This is a genomic window from Paraburkholderia sp. BR10923, assembly GCF_040948765.1.
In the GTDB taxonomy this organism is placed as follows: domain Bacteria; phylum Pseudomonadota; class Gammaproteobacteria; order Burkholderiales; family Burkholderiaceae; genus Paraburkholderia; species Paraburkholderia youngii.
Genome location: NZ_JBFPKO010000049.1, coordinates 1 through 23,592, shown reverse-complemented (window position 1 = coordinate 23,592; position 23,592 = coordinate 1). Strand labels below are relative to the sequence as shown.

The window sequence follows — 23,592 nt, the reverse complement described above, 5'->3', positions numbered from 1 at the left end:
CCGCGCCGCTGGGTGGTTGAGCGCAGCTTCGGCTGGCTCAACCGCTTCCGCCGACTCGCACGAGACTACGAGCGATTGCCCGAAACTCTGGCTGGCTTGCACTTCGTCGTCTTCTCCGTGCTTATGCTTGTTCACTTTGCAACCCTTAGCAAAAGTGCCTAACACCCTCTAGCTCGATGTTGGTTATGAATCTTCGCCCTGCCGCTTCGTCGCCCAGTTCAAATATAATCATTGCGCCGTAGCCGACGCGTGCGTCAACTAACTCGTCGACAAGCTCACGTTCGTATCCTGACGACAGTGATGGATATGAGACACCTGCGACCTTCGGGTGGGCGTTAAGGAACTCCGCAACCGCGACGGCATTTTCGCAATGCCGCTGCATGCGAAGATGAAGGGTTTCGAGTCCTTGTATCAGCTGAAAGCTGGCGAGAGGACTGATCGCGGCGCCGGTGTCACGAAGCCAAGTCATCCGGGATTTAAGCAAATAGGGACTCGCGCCAAGATCGCCAAGTTTCAGAACCGCTTCTTTCCAGAGGACGTCGCCATGCGCTTCATCTCCGTCGTTGAACAACGGAAAGCGGCCTGCGTCGTCAAACGCGAAGCTTCCGTTATCGACAATCAGTCCGCCAAGTGTCGTTCCGTGGCCGCATAGATACTTTGTCGCGGAATACGTGGAGATATCCGCACCCAGAGCTTTCGGACGGCAAATCAAACGGGTTGTCGTGTTATCTACAATAACAGGAATCCCGCGCCGCTCACCGATTTCCACCAGCGCCGGAACAGGCAACGGGACAAGGCACGGATTGGAAAACGTCTCTCCAAACATAGCAATCGTCCTGTCGTCCAACATCCGCTCGAACGATGTTACGTCTCTTGGATCCGCAGATCGTGCCTCGATACCCAACCGTTTGAATGTATTGAAGAGCAGATTCCACGTATTGCCATATAGATACTTCGATGCGACAACGTTATCGCCTGGCGTTCCGCTGCACAGGTTAGCGATAGCGAGAAAGGTTGCGGACTGCCCTGAGGCTACCGCCAGGGCGTCGCTCGCACCCTCTACTGCAGCGAATCGCTTCTCGAGGATGCGCGTTGTCGGGTTGATGATCCTGCTATACGTGAACCCATCTTCTCGGACGTTGTAGATGTCGGCAATTTTTTCAAGATCGCCGTCAAGTTCATAGGCGGTAGATTGATAAATCGGTACAGACTCCGCTTTGGTGACGGGGTCATGACGATAGCCAGCGTGTAGAAGTGACGTCTCGCGGTTCATTTCGGCGTTGGCATTGCTTCTTGACATGTCAAATGGCCTTTTTCCATAAGTCGGTTATACGGCGGGCCCGGGTGGCTTCCGGATTCATCGGAATGAAGCTGAAAAAAGTCTTCAAATGCAATTCCCAGCAGGCGGATCCACATCGGATCAATACATCCCATGCACCCGATCCTGAAACTGCGCGTCGGAAGATCCAGCTTGGTATAGATGTAAAGGTTGTACTCCACGAGATGGGCGTACAGCGCGTCGAGATCTTCTTGCGTACGAACGACATCGCGTGCCGTCAGCGCAAGGCATACCGGCGATCGTTCCCGCGGGTCCGGCGTATGGCCCAGTTGCGCGGATGATAGCGTCACGGACAGAGGCGTATCGCTCTCCACGGCGAACCACCCGTTCAATAGCCAGTTCTTCCAGGGCCTTTGCGCACGCCTGAACAACATGTGTCGGTGGCGTGGAACGCCACTCGCCAGTCTGTTCGAAGTTACGCCATTGGTCCCGAACGTCCAACACGAACGAGTTGGTCTCTGAGGTCTTGCTATCGAGCGTTTCCAGCGAGGCAACAACAAAAGACACTCCCGGCGGACCCTCGATGCACTTGTTACTCGAGGTCACAAGGACGTCAAACGGAACTTCCCTGGCACTGATTTCCACAGCACCGAAAGAACTCATTGCGTCGATAATGGTTCTTACACCATGACGCGTTGCCAACTCTACCATTGGCCGGAGCGGATTGACGACTCCCGTGGTCGTTTCACAGTGCACAAAACAAAGATGTGTGATCCCCGGATCCTCTTCCAGGTACGCAGCGACTTTTGTCATGGGGAAGGACTGATCACTCGGGGCAACGATGCTGACGGCATTAATGCCTCGGATCTGCAGCATTTTGAGGATCCGCTCGCCGTAGTTTCCATTAATGCATACGAGAGGCCCGTCTGATGTCCCAACGAACGAAGCCAATGCCGCCTCTACGCCGTAAGACCCGCCGCCCTGTATGGGTACCGCCGAGTATCCCCCACGAGCGTCCAGCAAATCTACAATCAGGCCTCTTACTCGCTCCGTTATTTTCTTGAAACTCACGTCACGGGAACCCATGTCAAACTGCATCTCAGCCTTTACTTCGGCGTCCAACGCCAATGGCCCCGGTGTAAATAAAAATCGGTGCCGTGCGGTCATAGGTCCACACTCCATAGTCGAAAACAGTTGTTTAAGGACGCGAAAGCGCCGCTCATGCTCCACCTGACACCCGTCGCGCACAGATATCAGAGATCAAAGTAATTGGTTACCGATGCGGCCGAGCCCATCGCATTGGACTTCACGTCAATTGACGGACTGGAAATCTTGCGCAGGCCCGCTTCGAGTGATCTGCATTCCTCCGCAGCTGATAATGACCATGCCACAGCGAACCACCGCACCGATATGAGTTCTTCTTATGCATACCTAATAACCTTTAATACTGCCGTCGTTCCACTGAGGAACCTGATATGACCACGGCGCGAACTGGTTTGCGCCGTCGTCATACAAGGCACGTGGCACGTGGACAATTTGTGAATCGTCCATGACAGCATCCGCGACGAGACCCGAACGCCGTCGTTGTATATCAGTATCGAATATCCGTTGCTGGCAACCTTCCTCGAACCGCTATGCTCGTATTGAAGTACACGCAACTTGGCGCTAGACCTGTGCGGCACAACGACGGTATGCGACAGATTTTCCCCGCCGTCTGTCATCAGGCATATGTGCAACCGACAACACTTCAAATGCAGCTCGGGGGCCTTCTGTTGATCGTGGTCAACGACACGCCCTCTGTTGCTGCGGCAAACTAAACCCGTATTGTCACGTGGCAGCGTGATGGACCAACCCTACATCTCGCAGTTGCTCGCTCGAGCCGTACGCGACAATTTATCAAGATGTTCAGCAGCTCTAGGGGATGCATGGCCCGAGGCCGCCACTGGTAGTCAGTTCCCCATCTCTGATCTTCATGAATCGCGACACACAGTTAGTACAGGCACAGCGCTCTTCCCCGTGAGATATCTCAGGCAGAGTGACGGTCCTTGTCGCGATCGTTTTGATAGCAGCACATCGACGAACGATGCGCATAACGCTGGGAGATGAGAAATCAGCGAGTGATCCGCGGCGAGGTTCGCCGTTTCCTACGTCAACTAGGCGTGGAGAATATGTGTTAGGAGAATTTTCATGCGTCTTACCGTCCAGCTCGACATGTTTAATACTACCCGTCCGATGGCATTCGCAATCCTCTGGCTCGACACAGAAAAGCGGCAATGGTCGCGCGAGGCTCATTCCGGACTGGACTTACCCGAATGGGGCTCGTTGCATGTGGATTGCGGCAACACGTTAGTGTGCGGGCCCAGCGAAAACACACTCGCGTATGTTCTCGAAGGATTGAATCTCGACTGTCGTTACAGACTTTTCGAAGGCGACTCCGGATATGCGCTGCGGTATACAGAAGGACGTTGGGCTCCATCAAACGGCCACTGGCATATTCAGTGTATAGATAACCAACGGGGACAGCCTGAACATGAACTGTTCACCACCGCCAAGGATTCCTGACACCATCTGCGTTAAACAAATGAAGCAATCGAACGACAGCAGCACCTGCTCAGGAATCTGACCACTGTGATCGGCATACATCTCGAATGGAGGTTGAGCCCTCCATAAGTTTGCGGCTTGACCGATCGATGCTCCATGATCAACGATCACCACCCGTCAGCTTGCCGTACCAGTTGAACGTCTCGCATTTGCGACAGATCTTTTTTTACTTCCCATGCCGCTGCACCGTGACGACTCCCGGTGCGTACGCCAGCTTCTCGTTGATGTCTTTCCAAATATTCGCCCATCCGCAACTGCACCGGCCGGCGTCGATAGCCCCGTCTGTCGGACTTACCCCTTCGCCGTTGAGCTGCTCGTTGCGCCCGGCCAAATTGCTCACGCAGGAGGACAGGGGCCCCTTTCCCTAACTTGATACACCGAGCTTTGTCGCTAATTCGCGCGTTGTCGAATAGCCCGTCTCGCATCGGCATCTTGCAATCCAATTGCCTATCCTCACGCCGCGGCAACCTTCGGCGCTCGAGCAATATGTCGCCAGCCCGCGCGCAATGGACGTCAGGGTCGCGGCCCCCTACAACCGACGTTGCGAATAACGCGAGACCCCACGCGTTTCACGCTTGCCAAGACAGATTGCGGATCATAGTGCAGCGAAGAAGATGCGCATCAATCTCAGACAGAGATAATTTGTCGCTCCACGCCTCGTGGTTGCGCTTTCGACAACGCAGATGCGGTGGGATGGGCCGCGTTCGTTGATCCTGTAGCGTCGTAGCTCGGGAAGAAACAAAGGCTCGATTATCTCAATCGTCCGACTGATGCCGCTGGCGCTCAATGACCGACCAGCCTACGCATGTCGAGCTCTATTCGACGCAGACAGGCTCCGACGCGCGAACGGCTACCCAAAGCGCATCATATTGCGCCAACTGCGGGACCTAACCGCATCAATGCCTTAATTCATTGGATGACTCATATCGGCCAGGAACCCGCCTCGCACACCTCGTTGCCCACGGTGATTGGGCTACGGGAGATCTCAAATCTGGCCCTTCACTGGTCCGCTTCCATGTGCTAGCGGCATTTCACCTTGGCCAGCAGCCGCCAATCTTTGCCATGCAGAAAGCAGCGACGAAGGGTGTTGCACCAGTCCGCGAGGAATCCGCCTAATGGTAGCGCCGTTAAAGAGATGGTCCGAATCGCTGCTTGGAACGAATATCAGGGGATATGCAACCTGACCACTGTCGGGAATCGGGTCATTGTTCCCCGCGCGTTCTATTTCGGAACTAATGACCGCCCAACGAACGGGTGGGCGACTGGCAAGGACAGCCGGGACACAGAAAAAAAAGTGACCCATCGGAGTCGTCTATACTCTGACGGGTCGTCTAAAGTCCCCACAGTAGGTCGAGCGAGACGGTTCGACCCGCTGCAACCCAAGTGTACGAGACAAACGCACGGCAACCCTTGATCAAGGTCAGACCTTTCTTACATCAGGTAAGTAGCCAACATGGTCATCAATTGCTGGCAGCATAGGCTACGCGATGGAACGAATTCAGCGAGGGCGCCCCGCGCAAATTGCCAACCGGCGCTGACGCCGTTGAAAGATTTCGTCTCTGACTGTTATCCGGGCGGTTTGAAGGATACGGAAAAGGATTTTTACTTAGAGTTGCCTCCTGTCATGAGCCACTTTTGTCATAGCGTCAAAGTGCCAGCCAATCTTTAGCAAGCCTGGCATTCGACGAAGAACGTCATTGGCACGGTTGCGCGGGGATGTGCGCTACCGCCCTCCTCAACCGCAAATTGAATATTTTCATCGCAACCGCTCGATTCATGAATACAAATTCAGCGTAACCCACGACCCACAGCGTTGAGCAATATTCACCCCTTGCCGTGATAGATATGAACGACGGCCTCAATAGAATGGGCTGGAGAATCATTGCAGCGTGAGAGGCGCCGCACCGCACCGGGCAAAGGGGCGCCGGTTCGACGGCCTTCCGGTTCTGTCACTTGGCCACGAAGACATCGACAAGCGGGGAGCTTGCTCCTCGTGCGCGAATGCCATTGTCATGCGCTGTGTCTGACAAGGGATACCTTCGAGGCTCAAATGCATGGTCACGTGATCAAGAAAGGTTGACATGCATTAAGGCGAAAGACAGACGTCGTGAATAGTATGAAAGGACAATATCCGACGAGCGCACGCATGCACCCGGCCCGTTCGCCTCTTTTGCCGACGCGACGGCTTCGATGCGCACCAACTGGCGAGCGATCCGCAAACGTCGGTCGACCCCAATCCCAGCCATGAGTGGATACTTCGATACACGTTGCTTGCCTCGATTTCACATGTTAATTTTTCTGCAATATCGTGAGCATGACAAATTACGACCTACCGAAAGATATAGCAAACCGTCTGGTTGATCCGCAGTCGTATACAAACCTCGACGGGCTCCATGAGATATACGCGTGGGCGCGTGCAAACAACCCAGTTGGACGAGCAATGGCGGACGCGCATGACCCATTCTGGGTGGTAACAAAACACGCCGACGTCTCAATGATTTCCCGGAACAATGCCCTGTTTCGCAACGGCGATTATTCCGTCGTCTGCCGTCCGCAAGCATCTATCGCGCATGTTATAGGGGCCACCGGTAGTCCAAACATCGTCCGTTCGCTCGTCCACGTCGACGGCGACGAACACAAGAGTTTGCGCGCACTGACACAGTCGTGGTTTATGCCGAACAGTGTCGTTAAGCTTGAGGCTCGCATCCGATCATTGGCACATTTGATGATCGGGGAACTTCTGCAAAAGAGCGGCTCGGTAATTGACTTTGCGAACGATTTCGCTTCGCACTATCCGCTGAACGTGATCATGGATATTCTCGGAGTTCCGCAGGAAGAATCTCCCCGTATGTTGAGACTCACACAGGAGATGTTTGGAAGCGAGGATGCCGAATACAAGCGCGAGATCGGTCGCCAGGGCGACGCCGGAAGTGCGATCGGCAAGGCGCTGCTGTCAGTTGTAGCAGACTTCAAGGGTTACTTTGATCGCCTGAGCGAAGATCGCCGGAAAAAACCGCGTAACGACATCGCCACCTTGCTCGCCAACGCGGTTGTCGATGGACAGCCTATTGATGAGGCAACCCGACTCGGCTACTACGTGATTATCGCCGCCGCCGGGCATGACACTGTCTCGTCTTCCATATCGGTTGCGATGTGGGCATTGTGTCAATTCCCCCATTTGCTGCCGCGGCTTAAGGCTGACCCGTCGCTCATTCCGCAATTCATCGACGAGAGCCTCCGCTACGCATCGCCAGTGCGTCATTTCATGCGTACGGCGGCAGCCGACACGAATTTGCGAGGCAGGACTATCCGCAAGGGCGATTGGCTGATGCTCTGCTACGGGTCGGCCAATCGCGATGAGGAAGTTTTCCCCGACCCTTTCGTATTCGATATCGACCGAAGGTCGAATCGGCACATTGCGTTTGGGGCAGGTGCTCACGTATGTCTTGGTCAGCATCTCGCAAACATGGAGATGCGCATCCTGTTCGAGGAACTGATCCCGAAGTTGCAGTTCGTCGAACCGGTGGGAGATGTCGAATTCACGACGTCTAATTTCGTAAGTGGGCCAAAGCACCTCGCAATACGTTGCGTGTTGCAATGATCGCATCTATGTAAAATTTGCACGCCACAAAATGACCTTGATCGGGACCGTGCTTTCGTCTACAAACTCACACATGTAACATGTGACTGCCAAACATTTCCCCGGTTGCAGCCCCCAGTTACTATCTTCCCGCCTCGACAATTGAGGCTTCGGCCAGCCAGGCCCGGCATGATTCTCGCCCCCAGTCGCAGTTTCTGGTCCGGGGGGTGTTGTCACCGGGCCTGGTGGGTGGCTGGTGATCGCTAATAGGGACTCGGCTGGGATATTCCAAGGCCGTCCGTAACGTGGATGCCGAGATTTGCCACCGTTGTCGCAGGCCCACTCGTTCGATCTACACAAACTTCGATGCAAGAATTCCAACAACATGACGTCGTCGAGTCTTCATCGGTGTCGACGTCGGTAAAGGCCAGCATCACGCCGTGGCACTAGCTCGGAATGGCAAGCGCCTGTAGATCAAGGCGCTCTCCAACGACGAGGCCAAACTGCGCGCCCTCATCGCCGAATTCAAGACCCATGGCCGTCTTCTCTTCGTTGTCGATCAGCCCGCCACCATCGGCGCATTGCCGCTGGCCGTCGCACGCGATGAAGGCGTTCTGCTTGCCGATCTGCCCGGACTGGCGATGCGCCGCATTGCCGACCTGCACGCCGGTGAGGCCAAGACAGACGCCCGCGACGCCGCAATCATCGCCGAGGCCGCCGGTTCGATGCCGCATACGCTGCGCTCGCTTCGGTTAGCTGATGAACCGCTCGCCGAGCTGACCATGCTGTGCGGCTTCGACGACGATCTCGCCGCTCAAATTACCCAAACCAGTAACGGGATTCGCGGCCTGCTCACCCAGATCCATCCCGCACTTGAGCGCGTTCTCGGACCGCGCCTCGACCATCCCGCCGTGCTCGATCTACTCGAGCGCTACCCGTCTCCAGCCGCGCTTGCAGCAACCAGCGAGAAGACGCTTGCCAACCGCCTGACCAAGCTCGCGCCACGCATGGGCAAGGGATTGGCGGCCGAAATCGTTCAAGCGCTGGGCGAACAAGCCGTGACTGTGCCCGGCACGCAAGCCTCCACCATCGTCATGCCGCGCCTGGCTCAGCAGCTCGCCGCCTTACGCAAGCAGCGCGACGAAATCGCCGCCGAAGTGGAGCGGCTGGTGCTTGCTCACCCTCTTTGGCCGGTCCTGACCAGCATGCCGGGAGTCGGCGTCAGGACCGCCGCCAGACTCCTCACCGAGGTCGCGCACAAAGCCTTCGCTTCGGCAGGTCACCTGGCGGCCTACGCTGGCCTCGCACCAGTTACCCGGCGCTCAGGCTCATCAATCCGTGGCGAGCATCCGTCCAGGCGCGGCAACAAGGTACTCAAGCGCGCCTTGTTCCTCTCCGCCTTCGCGGCCTTACGAGACCCCGTTTCGCGAGCGTATTACACACGCAAGGTCCAGCAGGGCAAGCGACATAACCAGGCACTCATCGCGCTGGCACGACGACGCTGCGATGTCCTGTTCGCCATGCTGCGCGATGGCACCTTTTACGAACCCAAGTCAGCCCCTAACCCTTGACGAATTACATAGAGCGTGTTAGGAACTTTGAAGTACTGACACGGCGTGGACAAGCATGAGCATTGCGAAGACGACGAAATGAAGCCCAGCGAGAGCTTCGGGGAGCCGTTCATAGTCACGTGCGAGACGCCGGAAACGGTTGAGCCAGCCAAAGCTGCGCTCGACCACCCACCGGCGGGGGAGCAGAACGAAACCCTTTTTCGTTTCTTCGAGTTTGATCACCTGAAGGTCAATGCCCTCGTCGAACGCAGCCTGCGCTGGCTCTTTGCCCGTGTATCCCTGATCGGCAAATGCCACCTTGACCGTTCGTCCCGTTACCTGCTGGACCTGCCGCGCAAGCTCCGCTACCTGTGCGCGCTCCTGTTCATTGGCTGGGGTCACGTGCACCGCCAGCAACTGTCCCAACGTGTCTACTGCAATCTGTACCTTACTACCGCGCTTGCGCTTATAACCGTCATAACCCGCACGCGGGCCGCTCTCGCAGGTCGACTGTATCGTGCGGCCATTGAGGATGACCGCGCTGGGCTGTCCCCGACGGCCCTGTGCCACGCCTATCACCGAGCGCAGGTCACTCACCATGCTCTCAAAGCAGCCAGCCTGCAACCAGCGTTGAGTCTGCTGATACACCAACTCCCACGGCGGGAAATCATTGGGCAGCATCCTCCACGGCGCGCCGGCACGAGCCATCCAGCGCAATGCATCAAACACCTCGCGCAGTTCGTATTTGCGCTGGGGCGCGTCAACGTCCATCAGCGTCAGATACGGCGCCGCGAAACTCCATTCCTCATCCGACACATCAGTCGGATACCCTTTGCGGCCCGTTGTTTTCATCCCGCCAGGATACCAGGTCTCAATCGAAGTTCCTAACACGCTCTAGGGGCACCCCCCCGCATTCGTCGTCTTATCGAGCTTGCAGCCGGAGTGGCAACGACAATAGTTGCGCTGGCCGCTCCACACGGCGCACGTCATCATGTCGTGGCTTCATTTATCTTAGGGCGCCGTGCCGACGGCACCGGCCTTCGGTTACTGTCACGTCGCGACGGCAGTGCACTTTGAGTGCAGTGAATGCTATGCCTTCGACCACCTCTTGAGTCTGTATTGAGAAAGTCATTTGTGACGCGAATGCGTCTTATCCAAACAATTGATTTTTGCGATTTCACAAAATGGCGGATAGTGATGACGCTGCTGCGGCACAGTCACCGTGTTAGGGCGCCCTCAATAGACACTTTGCACGATCTTGTGGGGTGCAATGCCCATCGCCACGGATATCGATTGGCACCCGAGGTACTACATTGGCGTCCTTCTTAAGTCACGTAACTGCATGATACCCATGAAGAAGCCGGCCATTTTGACAAGCAGCTTTTCGACCCGAGATCTCCGACTTCGATCGGCTCATCGGAGCAAACAATGAATGCTGTCGATATCCACCAGATGGTCCAGTTCGCCGTCCAATCGTTCAAACTGCTTGCGATTTTTGCCACGTTATGTGCAGCTCTTGAGATCGCCTTTCCGGCTTATCGATACAGCGTTGCATCGTACCTTCGCGGCGCAAGGAACTGGACGATTCGGATTGGATGCGGCGCGCTAATCTGGCACTTGTACGCTGTGGGCTTGCAATGGTTAGGCGTCAAGCCGCTCCTGACGGTCAATCTTTCAACAGTGTTTCACTCTGACAACGCAGTTATCAAGACGGCTTTCGCCATCCTTTCAGGCGTTTTGGTCGCAATTGCCGGTGACTTCTTTTACTACTGGATGCACCGAGCACAGCACGCCGTGCCATTCCTGTGGCGCTTGCACGCTACACATCACTCGATCCGCGAACTGACAGCGTGGAATTGCAATCATCACATTTCCGAGCCGGTTATCTATGCCTTGTTTGTAGCATTACCGCTCGCGCTGATCCACTTCGAGTCTGGCGTGGTGCCGGCTGCTGCCATGACACTCATTACCTTTCAGGCGCACCTCTCACACTCCAGCACGCGCATCAACCTTGGGCCTCTGCGATATATCATCGGAGACGGTCAGTTTCACCGAATTCATCACTCAACTCAGCCCCATCACCGGCACCGGAACTATGGGTTCTTTACGACCATCTGGGACACGATCTTCAGCACGGCATACTGGCCGAAACGGGACGAATGGCCTGAAGTGGGCCTTCGCAATCAGCCCGAGCCCCTCACCGTGCGCGACTACTTTATGTTTCCGTTTGAACAAACTCGCTGGTCCAAAGCCAACTCTGGCAGCATAACGCAGGAGAGTTGACGAGGATTGGGCGGGGCATTCGCTTGAATTGAGCGGCACTGGTAGACAAAACATTTGCCAATACAACGTCGCCTGAAACCATCGACAGTCAAGGCGAATCGCGGGTCGTCGAACTATAGCGGTAACGCTGAGATCGGTATCACTTGGCCGTCTCGTGCGGCCTAACGGCGCAAGATTTTATGCTCGTGTTCAAGGACGTTCGGTGTACATGCGCTCTCTCGGCAGTGCTATGGAGATACCTGACATGAGCACCTACAGACGAGATGAACCCGCCCCAGTCTAAGAGTACGTCGCCCCACGCACGGCTTCTCTCTCGATCGGAAGGTTGCCTAAGCCGCTGACCTTCACCGATGCCGACCAACCCCACCACCTGACAGGAGATCAGAAGACCATGCCTCGAATCTTGATCCGCGCGACCCGTGCTGCCACTGCCACCGCCGCGCTGATGCTTTGGACTGCCAGTGCGCAGGCCCAGACGTGGTCTGCTACTTCCCCCGAAACCTCATCCTGCTCTGCGGAAAACCTCTTCGCTTCTCGGATCTACGGTAGGTACACGATCAACAACGACGTGTGGTCACCCTGCAGTAATGTCACCGCGGGTCCCCAGACAATATGGGCTAACAGCAAGCTCGGGGGTGACAGCGAGCCCGACTGGGGCGTTACTTCAGATCAACCCAACACCAGTGGCATCAAGTCCTATCCGCACATCGGATACCAAGTCAACAAGACCATCGGCTCACTGAACTCGCTTTCCGCCATCGTCTCGGCTACTACGCCTTCTGGCGGGGCTTGGGAATCAACGTTTGATATCTGGGCCGGTGGTAAGGCGCATGAAATCATGATATGGCTGAACTACACCGGAACTGCGGAAGGTTGCGGGAATGTCAAGCCAATCTCCTACAACTGGACGCAAGCCGGATGCGCAATTCCACTTTATCGAAATGTATCGCTGTCCAACGGAAGTTGGAACGTATACGTGGGCACCAACCGCAGCAACATCGTCTACACGTTCGTCCGCACGACGACGACTGACAACGCCGCGATCGATGTGCTGGCGTTTATGAAATTTCTGCGCTCGCTCAACTATTTTGATGATGATCTTGAAATCGGTGACCTGCAGTACGGGTTCGAAATCACCTCTTCGCGTGGCAACCTGAGCTTTGCCTCCAAGAAGTTCACGGTGACTGCCGAGTGATCCCTTTCATCGCGTTGGGCAGGGAGACGTCCAGGATGTCTGTCCAGACTACATTAGGAAGAAAGAACTGTCGCCTCCCGTCCACGAGTGGGCCCCTTAAATGCTCCGCCCAGATCACGAAAGACCAGCCGAAGAAAATGCGCCGCATGAGCGTACCCGTGATCGGTTGCTCAGGGAGAAGGAGCATCTGCGCGCGGGCGTGGTGTACCTAAAAAACAATCTCGCCCCCCTCTTCAGGCGAAGAGGCAGGCGGCGCAAGAGAAAAACGCAAATAGTGCTGCAACTGCGGCAGCATCACCGGCTACCCGCGCTGCTCAAGGCGGCGGAGCTGGCGCGCAGTACGTTCTACTATCAGTCGAAAGTGCTTGACGGTGTCATTTAGGAATTTGAATCAGATTGACATTGATCAGAAATCAATACTCGCAGCAATAAAAACGCCGATACTCGCAAAGGTTCCATCAACTTTCCTTATGCACACTTAAACAATATCGAGTGATATCGCGCGTACGAATGCCGTTATCATCTCCCCGATAGCAGAGGGATGCGCAGACGAGCTGGATCGTTCTCATGTTGGCCTTTTGGCGACATGCACGAAAGGTCACACACTCTATTGCCATTGAGCTGAACAACGACCTTGCGATTGCTGTTCCTGCACCGGCGACCAGTCAGCTATTTTCCGTTGGAATAGTCGATGTAAAGGATGCAGACACGCGTTACTGAAGGTAGTTATGGCCAAACGGTGGCCTAGTTTTGCTGGCCGCAATGAGCCCGACGAGGCTTCGCTGTCGACATCCCCGTTATGCAACAAGATGCGAAAACCAAATGATGCTACCGCTGCCAGCGGCAGTCATCGGTGAGCAGTACATGCGGCCAAGCTACGGGTGGGAATATTGGAGCGATGGACGTCTGAGGACGTCGGCCTTGGTGTACAGTCGACCCGCCGGCGCAAGCGAGCAGCAGCAGATTGAGGTCGCCGGGCACAACCGCAACGTCCGAGCTGGTCGATCAGCTCGACGCATTCTCGAAAATAGTGGCACCACTGCCGGATCGCGATGTTCGCCGATGCCTAGTCCACCGTACCGCCGCATCCTGCGCCTGATCTTTGCCTACGACGGCGACGCGCTATCGCTCGCCTCAAAGCATCTGGTCGAAATGACCCTGCCACCCTCGCATGAGCTGTGCAGCTCCGAAGGCAAGGCGGGGTTCTGGTTCGAATTGCGCGACCCCCACGGCCGGCCGTTATACCGCCGGATCCAGCATGATCCAATGCCGCGGTATCGCGAAGCGCATGCGCCCGGCGCGACCCCAACGCACGTTACAGCTCTGCGGCGCGGCGTTTTCGAAATTCTCGTGCCGGCCTATTGGGAAGCGGCGACACTGGTTCTGTTGGCGACAGAGCACCCGCCAGTCGCACCATTCGGCACGATCCGCGCCGAACGAGCGCGCAGCGGTGGCCCGCGGGTTGGCACGGGTGCGGCGCGCGAAATCGCCCGATTCAGTTTGGATGACATCCTGAAATGACTACCGCAGATGGCGCCGTCATCGGCGTCAGCAAGATCATCGACCACGGTCCTGATGTATCGCGTTGGAATCTTGTGATCCTTGGCGACGGCTACCAGAGGGCCGAACTGGCGACCTATGCGACCGACGCGCGGAACTTCGCAAACGCTGTCGCCGGTACCGCGCCGTTCAACGAGATGTGGTCGGCCGTCAACGTACACCGCGTCGAGGTTTCCTCGACCGACAGCGGCGCTGACGACCCCGCGGGCGTGTGCAACGGTACCGGCGCGACGGCGCGCACCTATTTCGACGCGACGTTTTGCGAAGGTGGGCAAATACGGCGGCTGCTCAGCGTCGACGCCGCTACAGCGTTGAACGTCGCGCGCACGCAGGTGCCACAGACGAACATGACGGTAGTGATCGTCAACAGCACCATCTACGGCGGTTCCGGCGGGCCGGTCGCGGTGTTTTCGAAAGCAGACGGCGCAGAGCAAATTGGTATCCACGAAATGGGGCACACGGCATTCGGCCTCGCCGACGAATATTCGACGTACGCCGGTTGTTCAAGCGGTGAAACTGGCCACGACACCTATACGGGAACCGAGCCGGCACAACCCAACATAACCGCCAACACCGACCGCGCGACGATCAAATGGGGGGCACTGATCGCTGCGGCCACTGCGCTACCGACCACCGTCAACGCTAATTGTACGCAATGCGATACCCAAGCATCGCCTGCCCCGGCCGCTACGGTTGGTGCATTCACAGGCGCAGGGTATTTCCATTGCGGATTGTATCGTCCACAATACAACTGCCAAATGCGTACGCTCGGGAAACCGTTCTGCGCGGTCTGCCTAGAAGTCATCAGGAACACGCTTAAGCCATTCCTGCCGCTACCGCCTGTCACGAGCCACTTCACCCCAACTTCTGGCAACCCCGGTGGCGCGAACGTTGATGGAACCACAGCGGATTCATCGGCCTGACTGCGGTCCGCGCGCGGCGTCGGTAGTAGCGACTTCGTTATCGAGTCCGGCCCGCGGATCAGCACGCTTAGCCTTTCGGGCGCAGGCAGCAAAGCGGGCGCGATTGCGGCCTAGTTCAGCTACATCATAGCGAGACTGCCGTCGATCATGAACGTCAGCCCCAACACCGGTTGGAGCGCGGCCGGCAATGCTGACCATCAGAGGAATCGGCGTCACTCATGCGAGTGACGCCAGCTTTGGCAGCAATCCCACGCTATGGCCTCGACTCGGTCGCGCAGGCAACCTCGACAGGCCCCGGACGGTCGATAAGCATCGTCGCTACAAATACTACGCCATCGGGCACGTCAGTGGCCAATAGAGCGGCATCTTCGCCTATTGTTGATCGAGCTAAAATTCACCCAGTCTGGACCGCCACTTCGCCAGCAATGGTTACGTGCATAAGGCGCTGGTCGTCCGTCGATCCGATGCGATCAGGGAATCACCAGGTCGGATGCGAGCATTCGTAAGCGGCTAGCCAAGCCGCCTTGACGGATTAGAGCGTGTTAGGAACTTTGAAGTACTGACACGGCGTGGACAAGCATGAGCATTGCGAAGACGACGAAATGAAGCCCAGCGAGAGTTTCGGGGAGCCGTTCATAGTCACGTGGAGACGCCGGAAACGGTTGAGCCAGCCAAAGCTGCGCTCGACCACCCACCGGCGGGGGAGCAGAACGAAACCCTTTTTCGTTTCTTCGAGTTTGATCACCTGAAGGTCAATGCCCTCATCGAACGCAGCCTGCGCTGGCTCTTTGCCCGTGTATCCCTGATCGGCAAATGCCACCTTGACCGTTCGTCCCGTTACCTGCTGGACCTGCCGCGCAAGCTCCGCTACCTGTGCGCGCTCCTGTTCATTGGCTGGGGTCACGTGCACCGCCAGCAACTGTCCCAACGTGTCTACTGCAATCTGTACCTTACTACCGCGCTTGCGCTTATAACCGTCATAACCCGCACGCGGGCCGTAAGCGGCCAGCAAACCCGTCTTGACGAACTGAACTAGCGGATGGGATCCGCCGGTTGCCAGCGATGAGGCAGCAATGCTGCGATGTCGCTGGCCTTTTGAGTCGGCAATCGGGTGAGAACGTCCTTCAGGTAGGCATGCGGTTCGTGCCCATTCAGTTGCGCTGAGCGTAGCAGACTCATGATGGCTGCGGCTCGTTGGCCGGCTCGAAGCGAACCGGCAAACAACCAGTTCGACCTGCCGATAGCCCAAGGACGTATCTGATTTTCGACCCAGTTGTTGTCTATAGGCACGTGACCGTCATCGAGATAGCGGGTCAGCGCTTCCCATCGTTTAAGACTGTAATCCAGCGCTTTGGCAATCGCCGAGCCTTCCGACACCAGCTTGCGCTGCGCCACCATCCATTCGTGAAGTGCGCCGCAGACCGGCTTGGCCCGACTCTGTCGAAGCTTGTGGCGTTCCTCGGCTTGCAGCACTGCAGCGTCGCGCTCGATGTCGTAAAGCGCAGCAAAGAACGGCAGCGCCTGCGCGGCGATCTGACTGCTGTGATTGGCGTGCAGATCGAAGAACTTGCGTCTCGCGTGCGCTGCACATCCAATTTCAGTGATGCCCTGCTGGAATCCAGCCTTGTACCCACTGTAGTCGTCGCATACCAGTTTGCCCTGCCAGTCAGCGAGGAACGCGCGGGCATGTTCGCCTGCACGGCTGTCGGCGAAGTCGTAGACCACGGCGCGCAGCTCACTGTAGTGCGTCGGCGTATACGCCCACAGATACGCGCGATGTGTCTTGCCTTTGCCGGGACTGAGCATCTGTACCGGCGTCTCATCCGCGTGCAGCACACCCTGCTGCAGGATTTCCTGATGCAGCGCGTCGACCAGCGGTTGTAGTTGCACGCCGCACGTACCGACCCATGCGCCCAATGTCGAGCGCGGTATCGCGACGCCCGCTCGCGCAAAGATCTGCTCCTGACGATACAGGGGAAGGTGGTCAGCGTACTTGGCAACCAGCACTGACGCCAGCAGTCCCGCGGTCGGGATGCCCTTGTCGATGACGTGCGCAGGCACCGCAGCCTGCATCAGTGTTTCGCAGTTTCTGCACACCCACTTGCCACGGATATGCCGCTCCACGGTGAACACGCCCGGCGTGTAGTCCAGCTTCTCGCTGATGTCCTCACCGATGCGTACGCGCTCGCAGCCACACTGGCATACGGTGCTCTGCGGCTCGTGGCGAATCTCTGTGCGCGGCAATTGTGCCGGCAGCGCTGCACGCTTCGGTTGCTGGGGTAGCGGCTCGGCTGTGGCTTGTGGCTGAAGTTGCTCGAGTTCAACTTCAATGGCGGCGAGATCCGCGTCAATCGCCTCATCCAGCAGATTCATCTGATCGCTGCTGAGCTGCTCGCTGCGCCTGCCGAACTGATGGCGTCTGAGAATCGAGATCTCGTGAGTCAACTGGTCGATGCGGGTCTGCCGGTAGCGCAGCTCCCGCTCCTTCTCACCGACCTCCCGGGTCTTCTCCTCGATCTCCCTGTCCCGGTCTTCGACGCGCGCAATCAGTTGCGTGGCGAGCGCACGCAGCTGTTCCGGGCTAAGAGCGTTGAGGTCGGCGGGCAGGTCCATGCAGACGAGTCTGCCAGAACCCCGGAGAGCGCGAAAGCGCGACCGTATACGTCCCGAACGTCCTCAAACGACACGGATCACGCCGTCCGCGCCGATGCGCTGCCATGGCAAACCCACCACCAGACCGGCAAGTTGTTCCTGCGTGAGCGCATGCTGCTTTGGTTCGCTACCCGCGCGCGGCCATGCGAACTGCCCCTGATTCAGCCGTCGCGCTGCCAGCCAGATGCCAATCCCATCGTGAACCAGCACCTTCAGGCGGTTGGCTCGCCGGTTGGCAAACAGGTAAGCATGGTGCGGATGCGCAGCGCCGAACACGGTGATCACCCGACCCAGTGCCGTATCGAAGCCGGCTCGCATATCCAGCGGGTCAACTGCCAGCCACACCTGATCAATGCGGATCATGCGAGCCACTCGCGCAGCCACGCGGCGCATTGCGCTGCCTCCGAGGTTGGCCAGCTAACCGTGATCGACTGGTCCGCGCGACGCACCTCGACGCGAATCTCAGTTGTACGCGTGTTTCGCGTCTCAAGTGGCAGCGGTACAAATTCCGGTGCTGGCGCCGCTGCCAATGGCGCTGCCAGGTCGCTACGCGCCACGAGCACGCAATCGTTCGTTTCGGCCTGCTCGACCCAACGTCGAAGCAGATTGGCGTTCAGCTTGTGGTGCAACGCGATCGCCGCGAGCGATACCCCGGGCCCCTGGCAAGCTGCCACTACCTGAGCCTTGAACTCGACGCTGTAGCGCCGGCGTCGTCGACGGCTAGGTGCCGCTGCTTCTTCAATAGTGTTCACGTGTCCACCTATTTAAGTGAACACGATGCTCCCAAGACTTTCACCGTGACTCAAGATGGGATGACCGGGCGCTTACCGCGGGCCGCTCTCGCAGGTCGACTGTATCGTGCGGCCATCGAGGATGACCGCGCTGGGCTGTCCCCGACGGCCCTGTGCCACGCCTATCACCGAGCGCAGGTCACTCACCATGCTCTCAAAGCAGCCAGCCTGCAACCAGCGTTGAGTCTGCTGATACACCAACTCCCACGGCGGGAAATCATTGGGCAGCATCCTCCACGGCGCGCCGGCACGAGCCATCCAGCGCAATGCATCAAACATCTCGCGCAGTTCGTATTTGCGCTGGGGCGCGTCAACGTCCATCAGCGTCAGATACGGCGCCGCGAAACTCCATTCCTCATCCGACACATCAGTCGGATACCCTTTGCGGCCCGTTGTTTTCATCCCGCCAGGATACCAGGTCTCAATCGAAGTTCCTAACACGCTCTAACTAGTGGCTGGTGGCGGTCGGTCGCCAGCGATGCGGTAGTAATGCCGCGATATCGCTGGCCTTGTGGGTCGGCAGTCACGTGAGGACATCTTTCAGATAGGCGTGCGGTTCGTGCCCATTGAGTTGTGGTGAGCGCAACAGGCCCATGATGGCGGCAGCGCGTTGGCCTGCTCGCAGCGAGCCGGCGAACAACCAGTTACGCCGATAGCAAGTTCGCGATCATTCTGCCCATATCGGGCAAGAAGTTGAAGTCCATTACCGTTGACATCCCCTGTATGGGCGTCGCGTCAAGGTACGAGACGTCGAAGAGCGAAGCGGCGGTCGCGTGGTGGACGTTGAGGCCAGCCCAGGCGTAGTGAGGGTCGTGTCGGCGTGGATGCTGGATGCGCATCTCAGCCTGACGCACGTTCTTCATGTCGAATGGAACCGGCACGAATGCCGGCGCCCGGAGTCCCATTTGCCGGAAGTAATACAGCGTCGGACGCGCAGGTTGACGTTCATCAAGGCGTATGTGATTGCGCCTGCCACAATAGAAAAAAGCGTAGGCCAATTGCAACCAGAAAATTCCATGTGGACCATGAAGTACTATATAAGACCTTAGCTTGGTGCGTTTTCGCGTTTGTGCACGACTGGCACCGCGTAGCGCTTCCCAGCGCGCGCAAACACAATGAGGTTCTCTTGTCGGCTTCGACCATATACCGAACATGCCGCCATGGACGGCATCATTGGCCACCGGCTGGTAGACCTGACGTTCGAGCGCCGCTGATGACTTGTTACATCTGCCCGCAACGAACGAAGGCTTGGTGCCCTATCCCTTCGCGCTACTGACTGGTGTACCTAAGCCGAAAATGCACAACACGCTGCCTGCCTAGGAAGCAGCTCATCTGCGCTTCCGCACCTACACGACGCACGTCTACGACCGGCTAATGTCAGACCATCATTGCGATGCGTGGCTCCTCGCGATCGCGACGCCGCATCGGAAGACTTTCTGCCCATTGCACGAGGACAAGGGTTATGACAATGCTACACGCCGAGCGTTACCACGACATCTCATGCGGTCACCGCCTAGTGGGCCATGAAGGCAAGTGCAAGAACCTGCATGGGCACAACTACCGCGTTCATTTTGATTGCGAAGCTTCCTCACTCGACGATCTCGGGCGCGTCATCGACTTCGGGGCGATCAAGACACTGCTTTGCAATTGGGTCGAGGATCACTGGGATCACCGCATGTTGCTGTGGATCGAAGATCCGTTCTATGTCGGCTTGCGCGACCTCGATCGGTCGGTGGTCGGCGTGCCCTTCAATCCGACCGCTGAAAACTTGGCGCAGTGGCTGGTAACCGAGCTCGGCCCTGATATCTTGCAGGGAACCAGCGTCCGGTTGGTCGAAGTGCGAATCGAGGAGACGCGCAAATGCACTGTGACGTACCGGCGCTAACTGTGCCGCCCGTTGACATCTATCCCGTCAACGAGATTTTTGAATCGTTGCAGGGCGAAGCCAGCTTCACCGGCACACCGTCGGTGTTCATCCGCCTGCAGGGGTGTCCAGTCGGTTGTCCGTGGTGCGACACCAAGCATACGTGGAAAATGGTCCCGGAGCGCGCGATCAGCGTGGGCGCGATGCGTCTGAAAGAAGCGTCACCGTGCGACAGCTATGCGTGGTACGGCGTACAGACGCTAGCCGATATAGTGCGGGCGTCAGATGCTGAGCACGTGGTCATCACGGGCGGCGAACCGTGCATCTACGATCTGCGCCCGCTGATCACGAAGCTCGAAGCGTGGCATCACCGGGTCCAGGTCGAAACCTCCGGCACTTACATACCGCTCGTGACGCCAAGCACTTTCGTCACCGTCAGCCCCAAGTACGCCATGCCCGGTGGCCGCACGGTGCTAGATGAAGCACTGTGGCGAGCCAACGAGCTCAAATGCGCGATCGGCAAGCAGCGCGACGTTGGCATGGTGCTCGAGAAACTTGACCCGCTCCACCAAGCGCGAGACATACCGATCTGGTTACAGCCGCTGAGCCTGTCGTCTCGCGCCACGGATATCTGCATTCGGGCCGCGCAACGCTACGGCTGGCGCGTATCGTTGCAGATGCATAAACTCATCAACATCAGATAGCATCTCCATCTTGGTCTGGCAACGCGAGGTGAAAGTCCTCCCAGTTGATCAAGAAAAATAGAGGGCGTCATCAGTTGCGTAGAGCTAGCCGGAACCTCGTCGGGGCATTCCGCCATGTCCGGGCATCGCGAACGCGCCCGTGTGGAATGGCATGAGTCATGGCGGAACTTTGAGCTGAAGTGCGCTTACACGCGTACCGCGTCGAGGTAGGTGTCGACGTGCATCGGCAACGCGTCGAGCAGGCCGCCCAAAAGTGCGCGTGCGAACGGTTCGCGCGCTGTCGGGCCACTGCATGCCTTACTCGCGCGGCGGGCAGTATGCGGTGAAATGACAAGCGCAAAGGCCAGCGACAAGCTCGCTTCCGCGATCATGTTCAGCCGAGCAACGGCAAGCGATTCTGAACGCGTCAGCCGGCGCAGAAGACTATGGATGATGTTCGTGCGGCACTCCGCCAATAAGTTCAGATCACCGGTCGCTACACTCGCGCCCGCTTTAAGGACGTCCAAGGCGCTAGCGATTCGCGAAGCAGTACGAAAACCAGCGTCTGGCTGGTTGAGCTTGTGCCTTACGAGGGTTGGACATCATGCTCGACGTTTGGAACTAGCGTTGCATTGCCACCTCTTGAACAGCGGCGCGCGGGATCTTGCGTAACGCTCTCGGGGGCGGCCGCGTTCTGCGCAGTCTGGCGCCGCCGCATTGGCCGACGGCTCGCACCGTCCCAGCAGACTCCAGCAGGAAACAACCCCATTAGGCCAGATTTAAGCACCTTGAGCTTGAACAGGCGTCCCCTAGCTGCTTCACAGTGCGGCATTGTCTCGAGGCGCCAACGGTATCTCGCCCCCCGATTGACACATGTTAAGCGCGCTTTTGACGGATACGGCTATATTAAATGCACCGTCGTGGCAAACGTTCGCCCAAGACCGAGCTTGTGTGAAAACATGCCGATCACCTAAACTGGATTGACTCATTCAGCATGGGTGACCGGATGAAGCGATTCATAGAAGGTGAAGATCGCAAGCAGGTGACGCTACTTCCAGAGTGCCTCGATGACTTCGTTGGAGAGGACAACCCGGTCAGGATAATCGAGGCTTTTGTTGAAGAGCTCGAGCTTGGATCGCTGGGTTTCGATGGAGCAACGCCGTCGACTACAGGCCGCCCGTCCTATCATCCAGCAGTTCTTTTGAAGATCTATATCTACGGCTACCTGAACCGGGTTCAGTCGAGCCGCCGTCTTGAGCGTGAATGTCAACGTAACGTTGAGTTGATGTGGCTCACGGGTCGCTTGGCGCCCGACTTCAAGACCATAGCTGACTTCCGTCGCGACAACGGCACTGGCATTCGCAACGTGTGCCGCCGTTTCGTGATGCTGTGCCGCGAGCTGAAGCTGTTCTCGCAAGCACTGGTTGCCATCGACGGCAGCAAGTTCAAGGCAGTCAATACACGCGATCGCAACTTCACCGAAGGCAAGGTTGAGAAGCGACAGAAGCAGATCGAGGAGAGCATCCAGCGTTATCTGAATGCGCTGGAGACCGCAGATCGCACGCAACCCGCAGAACTGGAAGCAAAGACAATCAGGCTGAAAGACAAGATCGAGCGTTTGCGCGAACAGATGCGAAACCTCAAGCAGATCAAGGAGCAACTCAAGACACAGCCTGATGGCCAACTGTCGATGACCGATCCTGACGCACGCTCCATGGCGACGAGCGGCAAGGGTTCGGGAGTGGTGGGCTACAACGTACAAGTGGCCGTAGATGCCAAGCACCATCTCATTGTTGCTCACGAGGTCACCAATTCTGGCAGCGACAGGGCGCAGCTTAGTCCCATAGCTCAAGCTCCACGCGACACGATGGGCAGAACCAGACTACGGGCAGTCGCTGATCGCGCACTACTACAATGCTCCCCAGATCAAGGCATGCGCCGATGCCGGCATCGCAGTAATGCTGCCGAAGCCCACAACATCAAGCGCCAAAGCCCGTGGTCGATTTGACCGGGCCGACTTTATCTACATTGCGCGGGACGACGAATACCAATGTCCCGCTGGCGAGCGTGCGATTTACCGATTCACTGGAGAAGAGCATGGCATGCAATTGCGTCGCTACTGGAGCAGTTCCTGTCCTCAATGCTCGATGAAATCCCGTTGTACCCCGAGTCAATATAGAAGAATTAGTCGGTGGGAGCATGAATCGGTACTGGAAGCAGTCCAACGTCGGCTCGACAAGACCCCGGAGGCGATGACAATACGCCGACGGACAGTTGAACATGTCTTCGGTACTTTCAAGCATTGGATGGGTTACACGCACTTCCTGACACGCAGATTGCCAAACGTGGGTACTGAGATGAGCTTAAATGTACTTGCCTACAATCTGATGCGAGTTCTGAGAATCCTGGGATTCAGGAAGACAATGAACGCTATGCGGCTGGCGGGTGCATAAACCCGGTAACGTAAAGCAAAGTGTGAACGGCCGCGGCCAAAGCATCAGAGCTTTCTAGAGGGTGTTAGGCACTTTATGTCGGACCTGGTATCCTGGCGGAATGAAAAATCGCAGGCCTTACCCAACGGATGTATCGGATGAAGAGTGGTACTTCGCCGCTCCGTACCTGACCCTGATG

General features: G+C 57.3%; 18 protein-coding genes and 6 pseudogenes. 12 read left to right on the top strand and 12 right to left on the bottom strand.

Translation table 11 applies throughout. From position 1 onward, the window contains the following. Positions 1-162 (top strand): transposase (locus AB3X94_RS39325; protein ID WP_368593851.1); only part of this gene is annotated, 162 nt, incomplete at its 5' end. Here the strand turns inward: AB3X94_RS39325 and AB3X94_RS39320 are convergent. From AB3X94_RS39320 to AB3X94_RS39310, 3 genes and pseudogenes are all read right to left on the bottom strand, one after another. Beyond that, the gene (locus AB3X94_RS39320; protein WP_368593852.1) at positions 146-1,300 is read right to left on the bottom strand and encodes an O-acetylhomoserine aminocarboxypropyltransferase/cysteine synthase family protein; all 1,155 of its coding nucleotides are present in this window, start codon (positions 1,298-1,300) and stop codon (positions 146-148) included. The genes AB3X94_RS39325 and AB3X94_RS39320 overlap by 17 nt on opposite strands. Continuing rightward, positions 1,270-1,653, bottom strand: coding sequence for a hypothetical protein (locus AB3X94_RS39315; RefSeq protein ID WP_368593880.1), 384 nt, complete (start codon positions 1,651-1,653; stop codon positions 1,270-1,272). The genes AB3X94_RS39320 and AB3X94_RS39315 overlap by 31 nt, the downstream gene beginning before the upstream one ends. 88 nt (positions 1,654-1,741) lie before the next feature. Beyond that, positions 1,742-2,365, bottom strand: a pseudogene (locus AB3X94_RS39310) (aminotransferase class V-fold PLP-dependent enzyme); the annotation flags it as partial. A gap of 1,101 nt (positions 2,366-3,466) precedes the next feature. Between AB3X94_RS39310 and AB3X94_RS39305 the strand changes: the two are divergent. From AB3X94_RS39305 to AB3X94_RS39295, 3 genes and pseudogenes are all read left to right on the top strand, one after another. Then, positions 3,467-3,841, top strand: a complete 375-nt coding sequence (locus AB3X94_RS39305; protein ID WP_368593853.1) for a DUF3564 family protein — start codon at positions 3,467-3,469, stop codon at positions 3,839-3,841. Between the two features lie 2,347 nt (positions 3,842-6,188). Continuing rightward, positions 6,189-7,481 carry a cytochrome P450 gene (locus AB3X94_RS39300; protein ID WP_368593854.1) on the top strand — a complete coding sequence of 431 codons (1,293 nt, stop codon included), beginning with the start codon at positions 6,189-6,191 and terminating at the stop codon, positions 7,479-7,481. Positions 7,482-7,826: 345 nt separating this feature from the next. Continuing rightward, a pseudogene (locus tag AB3X94_RS39295) lies at positions 7,827-9,031 on the top strand (IS110 family transposase). 18 nt (positions 9,032-9,049) lie between these two features. Here AB3X94_RS39295 and AB3X94_RS39290 read toward each other — a convergent pair. Further along, positions 9,050-9,862: an IS5 family transposase gene (locus AB3X94_RS39290; RefSeq protein WP_368614324.1), complete on the bottom strand. Its 813-nt coding sequence runs from the start codon at positions 9,860-9,862 to the stop codon at positions 9,050-9,052. 576 nt (positions 9,863-10,438) lie between these two features. Here AB3X94_RS39290 and AB3X94_RS39285 point away from each other — a divergent pair. The 5 genes from AB3X94_RS39285 (at position 10,439) to AB3X94_RS39265 (ending at position 14,971) form a co-directional block, all read left to right on the top strand. Beyond that, complete coding sequence (locus AB3X94_RS39285; protein ID WP_368614323.1) at positions 10,439-11,293, top strand: sterol desaturase family protein; 855 nt, start codon at positions 10,439-10,441, stop codon at positions 11,291-11,293. A gap of 325 nt (positions 11,294-11,618) precedes the next feature. Beyond that, complete coding sequence (locus AB3X94_RS39280; protein ID WP_368593857.1) at positions 11,619-12,488, top strand: glycosyl hydrolase; 870 nt, start codon at positions 11,619-11,621, stop codon at positions 12,486-12,488. A gap of 100 nt (positions 12,489-12,588) precedes the next feature. After that, on the top strand, positions 12,589-12,870 hold the full coding sequence (locus AB3X94_RS39275) for a hypothetical protein (protein ID WP_368593881.1): 282 nt from the start codon (positions 12,589-12,591) through the stop codon (positions 12,868-12,870). Between the two features lie 440 nt (positions 12,871-13,310). After that, positions 13,311-14,009: a hypothetical protein gene (locus tag AB3X94_RS39270; protein WP_246392492.1), complete on the top strand. Its 699-nt coding sequence runs from the start codon at positions 13,311-13,313 to the stop codon at positions 14,007-14,009. Continuing rightward, complete coding sequence (locus AB3X94_RS39265; protein WP_368593858.1) at positions 14,006-14,971, top strand: M64 family metallopeptidase; 966 nt, start codon at positions 14,006-14,008, stop codon at positions 14,969-14,971. The genes AB3X94_RS39270 and AB3X94_RS39265 overlap by 4 nt, the downstream gene beginning before the upstream one ends. Before the next feature lie 542 nt (positions 14,972-15,513). Here AB3X94_RS39265 and AB3X94_RS39260 read toward each other — a convergent pair. The 7 genes and pseudogenes from AB3X94_RS39260 to AB3X94_RS39230 all read right to left on the bottom strand — a co-directional run. Further along, positions 15,514-15,968, bottom strand: a pseudogene (locus AB3X94_RS39260) (transposase); the annotation flags it as partial. A gap of 35 nt (positions 15,969-16,003) precedes the next feature. Further along, positions 16,004-17,584, bottom strand: a complete 1,581-nt coding sequence (locus AB3X94_RS39255; protein ID WP_368614322.1) for an IS66 family transposase — start codon at positions 17,582-17,584, stop codon at positions 16,004-16,006. A 63-nt stretch (positions 17,585-17,647) separates the two neighbouring features. Beyond that, positions 17,648-17,986: an IS66 family insertion sequence element accessory protein TnpB gene (tnpB, locus tag AB3X94_RS39250; protein ID WP_176112030.1), complete on the bottom strand. Its 339-nt coding sequence runs from the start codon at positions 17,984-17,986 to the stop codon at positions 17,648-17,650. Further along, positions 17,983-18,375: a transposase gene (locus AB3X94_RS39245; protein ID WP_368614321.1), complete on the bottom strand. Its 393-nt coding sequence runs from the start codon at positions 18,373-18,375 to the stop codon at positions 17,983-17,985. Before AB3X94_RS39245 ends, tnpB begins: the two co-directional genes overlap by 4 nt. A 75-nt stretch (positions 18,376-18,450) precedes the next feature. Beyond that, a pseudogene (locus AB3X94_RS39240) lies at positions 18,451-18,816 on the bottom strand (transposase); the annotation flags it as partial. 46 nt (positions 18,817-18,862) lie between these two features. After that, a pseudogene (locus tag AB3X94_RS39235) lies at positions 18,863-19,066 on the bottom strand (transposase domain-containing protein); the annotation flags it as partial. Beyond that, positions 19,059-19,418: a hypothetical protein gene (locus AB3X94_RS39230; protein WP_368593859.1), complete on the bottom strand. Its 360-nt coding sequence runs from the start codon at positions 19,416-19,418 to the stop codon at positions 19,059-19,061. The pseudogene AB3X94_RS39235 and the gene AB3X94_RS39230, both read right to left, overlap by 8 nt. A 458-nt stretch (positions 19,419-19,876) precedes the next feature. Here AB3X94_RS39230 and AB3X94_RS39225 point away from each other — a divergent pair, with 458 nt between their 5' ends. Both AB3X94_RS39225 and queE read left to right on the top strand, forming a co-directional pair. Continuing rightward, the gene (locus AB3X94_RS39225; protein ID WP_368614320.1) at positions 19,877-20,299 is read left to right on the top strand and encodes a 6-pyruvoyl tetrahydropterin synthase family protein; all 423 of its coding nucleotides are present in this window, start codon (positions 19,877-19,879) and stop codon (positions 20,297-20,299) included. Beyond that, positions 20,275-20,982 carry a 7-carboxy-7-deazaguanine synthase QueE gene (gene queE / locus AB3X94_RS39220; protein ID WP_368593861.1) on the top strand — a complete coding sequence of 236 codons (708 nt, stop codon included), beginning with the start codon at positions 20,275-20,277 and terminating at the stop codon, positions 20,980-20,982. Before AB3X94_RS39225 ends, queE begins: the two co-directional genes overlap by 25 nt. Positions 20,983-21,167: 185 nt before the next feature. Here queE and AB3X94_RS39215 read toward each other — a convergent pair whose 3' ends face one another. After that, the gene (locus tag AB3X94_RS39215) at positions 21,168-21,353 is read right to left on the bottom strand and encodes a hypothetical protein (RefSeq protein ID WP_368593862.1); all 186 of its coding nucleotides are present in this window, start codon (positions 21,351-21,353) and stop codon (positions 21,168-21,170) included. Positions 21,354-21,967: 614 nt separating this feature from the next. Between AB3X94_RS39215 and AB3X94_RS39210 the strand changes: the two are divergent. Beyond that, positions 21,968-23,414: pseudogene (locus AB3X94_RS39210) on the top strand (IS1182 family transposase). Positions 23,415-23,592: the final 178 nt, after the last annotated feature.